Consider the following 4,400-nt stretch of genomic DNA (forward strand, 5'->3'; position numbering starts at 1 on the left):
GACCACGGCGACGACGGGCGAACTGGAGGCCCGGGCCGAGGAAGCGGCGGTGGTGCTGCGTCGCGCGGCCGAGACGGCGACGGGCGCGGTGGGCGCGCGGACGGCGGAGAGCGTGGAGGCGTTCCGCCTCGGGGCCGAGGAGGCGTCGGGCGCGCTGCAGGCACGTCTGGCGGATGCGGCCTCGTCCTTCGCCCGTGTGGCGGAAGAGGCGGCGAGCCTGATCGGGACGCGGGCCGGCGAGGCGGATGCGGCGCTGCACGGCGTCGTGGTGGGTCTGGCGGGCCGGGCCGAGGAAGCCGCGTTGGCGATCGCGGCGGCGGCGGAGCGGACGACGGGGGCGCTCGACGCGCGGACGCTGGCCGCGACGGCGGCGTTCGCCGCGGCGGCGGACGAGGCCGGGCGCCTCGTCGCCGAGCGGGCCGATACGACCGGGGCGACCCTGCGGGCGGCGGTCGAGCACCTGACGCGCCAAGCCGAGGATGTCTCGGCGGCGCTGGCGCTGGCTGCCGAGAGCGCCGCGGGCGACCTCGACACCCGCCTCGCCGAGGTCGGTGCGGCCTTCGACGGCCATGGCCGCGCGCTGACCGACATGATCGGCCAGCATGCCGACGAGGCGCAGACCCGCCTGGCGGCGGTCGGCCGCGACATCGTCGTGGCGGTGGCGGGCCAGGGCGCGCGCGTCAACGACGCGCTGGAGAAGACCGGCACGGCGCTGGCGAGCGCCGCCGAGACCGGCGGCCGCGCGGTCGACGAGGTGCTGACGACCCGCCTCGCGGCGCTCCAGGACGCGATCGCCCGCGGCGACATCCTGGCCGACCGCATCTCCCGCGACACCCACGACCTGACCGAGAGCGTCTCCGGGCGCCTGGAGGAGATGGACCGCCTCATCACGGTCCAGGGCCGTGCCGTCGCCGAGACGATCGCCGAGCGCACCCGCGAGGCCCGCGAGGCCGTGGAGGCCCAGCTCGGCGCCCTCGAAGACCGCTCGGCGAAGCGCACCGCCGAGATCGGCGCCACCTTCAGCACCATGGTGGCGCATGTCGACCAGCATATCGGCGCCCGCGCCACGGCACTGAACGAGGCCCTGATCGTGCGGGCCGGCGAGATGGCCCGGGTGATGGCCGAGGGCGGCCGCGAGGTCGCCCAGGCGCTGGACGGCCGCGCCGACGAGCTGGCCCGCGCCATCACGGCCCGCAGCCAGGCGATGAGCGACGCCCTGACCGCCCGTGTCGGCGAGATCGGCGACGAGCTCGGCCGCCGGACCGAGGAGCTGACCCGCTCGCTCGATGCCGGCGCCGCCCGCTTCGACGACCGCGTCATCGCCCGCCTCGAAGGGCTGGCCCAGACCCTCGACGAGCGCGGCCGCATCGTCGACGAGACCTTCGGCGTGAAGGCCGAGGAGGCCCTGCGCCTGATCGAGGCCCGCACCCGCGGCCTCGACGAGGAGCTCGGCGCCCGCACCCGCGAGCTGGTCACCTTCGTGGAGAGCCACAGCGGCGAGGCGAGCCGCGACCTCGCGGCCCAGGCCGACGCGATCCGCGCCGCCTTCGACGGCCGCACCGAGACCCTGGCGGCCCTCGTCGACGAGCGCATCGCCGCGATGGCCCAGGAGATCGACGAGCGCGGCCGGGCGATGTTCGGCACGCTGGCCAACCGCATGACCGAGCTGGCGCGGCTGTTCGACCGCGGCGGCCTCGCCCTGTCCGACCTCATCGGCAAGCGCGGCGAGACCGTGCTGGCCGCCCTGCAGGGTACCGTGGAGGAGGCCGACCGGGTGCTCGCCGAGGGCTCCGGCCGCCTCGAGACGGCACTCGGCGACCGCTCGACCGCGCTGGCGACCCTGCTGGACGAGCGCGAGGCCGTGGTCGAGCGCCTGTTCGGCGAGCGGCTGCGGGCGCTCGGCCACCTTATCGACGAGCAGGCGGCGACGATGCGCAGCCTCCTCGACGGACGGTCGGAGGCGCTGCATGCCGGGCTCGACGACCGGATCCGCGCCCTGCACGACGCGCTCGAGGAGCGGGCCGGCGCGGTCCGCCACCTGCTCGACGAGCGCGCCAGTGCGATCGGCGCCGTGCTCGACGACCGGGTCGGCACCCTGCGCGGCGTCCTCGCCGAGGGCGGCGACACCCTGGCCTCGACCCTCGAGGAGCGGGTCGGCCGGGCGGTCGGCACCCTCGATTCCCGCACCCGCGCCCTGTCCAGCCTGTTCGACGACCGGCTCGCCGCCCTCGACCACCTGGTGGAGAGCCGCGGCGCGGCCTTCGCCGAGGCGGTGGAGGCCCGCGCCCAGGCGCTGGCCGGGCTCATCGACGCCCGCACCGATGCCTTCGCGGCGGCGGCGGAATCTGGCGGCACCCACCTGTCGGGCCGGGTCGACGCGGCGCTCGCCGACCTCGACGCGCTGATCGAGATGCGCGCTCAGGCCGTCGAGACCGCCCTGGAGCGCCGCGGCGAGACCCTGGCCGGCACGATCGCCGCCCGGGGCGAGGAGGTCGCCGGCCTGCTCGACTCCCGCGTCGCGACCCTGGAGGACGCCGTGTCCCGCGGCACGCAGGCCGTCACCGGCCTGCTGGCCGAGCGCGAGGCGGGCCTCGGCGACGCCCTCGACGGGCACCGCGACGCCTTCGCCCGGACCCTGGGCGAGCGCATCGAGGCCATGGCGGCCCTGCTCGCCGAGCGCGAGGCGGCCATCGCCGGCACGATCGAGCAGGGCGGCGGCAACCTCGCGCGCCTGATCGACGGCCGCCAGCGGGCGCTCGCCGAGCTGACCGGCGCCGGGGACGTGCTGGCCCGGCGGGTCCAGGAGCGCATCGACGTGCTCGCCACCACGATCCGCAGCGGCGGCGATGCGCTCGCCGGCCTGCTGGATTCGCGCAACGCCGACCTCGCCGAGACCTTCGAGGGTCGCAGCGCGGCGCTCGCCGCCCTGCTCGACGACCGGGTGGCGGAACTGTCCTCCGCCCTGGAGCGCAGCCGCGCCGCCCTCGACGCCGTGCTCGGCGGGCAGGTGGAGGCCCTGTCCCGCCAGCTCGAAGCCGGCGGCGAGGCGGTGTCCGACCGCCTGCAGACCGGGCTCGCGCTCCTCGGCGGCACCGTCGAGGAGAGGGCCGAGGCCTTCGGTGCCCTGGTCGACGCCAAGGCGACGGAACTCGCTGGCCTGATGCAGGCCAGGACCGAGGCCCTGTCGGGCAGCGTCGACGAGCGCTCGGCCGCCTTCACGGCCCGCATCGACGGGCGGATGCGCGCCTTCGCGGCCCTGGTCGCGTCCCGCGGCGAGGCCCTGGCCGACGCCTTCGACGACCGCAGCGACGCCTACGCGGCCCTGGTCGATGCCCGCACGGCGGCGCTTACCGCCGCCCTCGACGAGCGGGTGGCGAACCTGCACGGCGCCATGGACGAGCGCTCCGCGGCCTTCGCCGCGGCGGTGGAGGAGCGCGCGGCGGCCCTCGCGGCGGCGGTGGACGAGCGCAGCACGCAGCTGAGCACGGGCTTCGACCGCCGCGCCGCCGCCTTCGCGGCGCTGGTCGACCAGCGCGGCACCACCCTGACCCGGACGCTCGCCGAGACCGCCCGGGAGCTGGCCGAGGCGATCGACGGCCGCGGCGGCGCGCTCAACCGTGACCTCGCCGAGCGGGTCGAGGCCCTGCGGCAGATCGTGGACGAGCGCGGCGGCGCGCTCGGCCAGCGCCTCGAGGCGACGACCGCCTCGCTGCACCGGACCATCGACCAGCGCGGCAACGCCCTGGTGGCGGCCTTGGCGGCGAGCGGCGAGACGGTCGACGGGCTCGACCGCCAGGTGGCGCAGCTGCGCGGCCTGGTCGAGGGCCCCGGCAGCGAGCTGGTCTCGGTCCTGGCCGAGCGCAGCGAGGCGCTGGAGCGGGCGGTGACCGAGGGGATGGGCGGCGCGGCCGTTCTGCTCGCCGAGCGGGCCGAGGCCCTGGCGGCCCTCTCCCGCGAGGCGGCCGAGACCCTGCGCCGGTCGGCCGACGAGGGCGCGACCCGGGCGGTGGAGGCCCTCACCCGGGTCAACCAGCGCCTGGGCGGCGAGCTCGGCGGCCTGGTCGGCCGCATCGAGACCGCCTGCGGCGCCCTGCAGGAGCTGATCGGGCGCTCCGGCGAGAGCTTCTCGGCAATCGAGGGCGGCCTGTCGGGCCGGGTCGAGGAGATCCAGGCGGCCCTGGCCGAGATCGCGGCCGAGACCGGTCGTGCCTCCGACCGGGTCGCCGAGCAGGTCGGCGCGCTCCAGGGCGCGGCGACCGGGGCGCTTCGCCAGGCCGCGGGCCTCGCCGCGACGCTGGACGCCCGCGGCAAGGCGCTGACCGAGACCGCCCGCCAGCATATCGGCGACCTCACCGCCGCCACCGGCGCCCTGGAGGGTGCCGAGGGCCGGGTGAGCGCCG

General features: G+C 77.4%; 1 protein-coding gene. It reads left to right on the forward strand.

The genetic code is table 11. The features are described 5' to 3' along the window. Positions 1–4,400, forward strand: a 4,400-nt coding sequence (locus QR78_RS29695) for an apolipoprotein A-IV repeat region-like domain-containing protein (protein WP_048431226.1), incomplete at both ends; no start/stop codon positions are given.

This window comes from Methylobacterium indicum (assembly GCF_001043895.1).
GTDB lineage: Bacteria > Pseudomonadota > Alphaproteobacteria > Rhizobiales > Beijerinckiaceae > Methylobacterium > Methylobacterium indicum.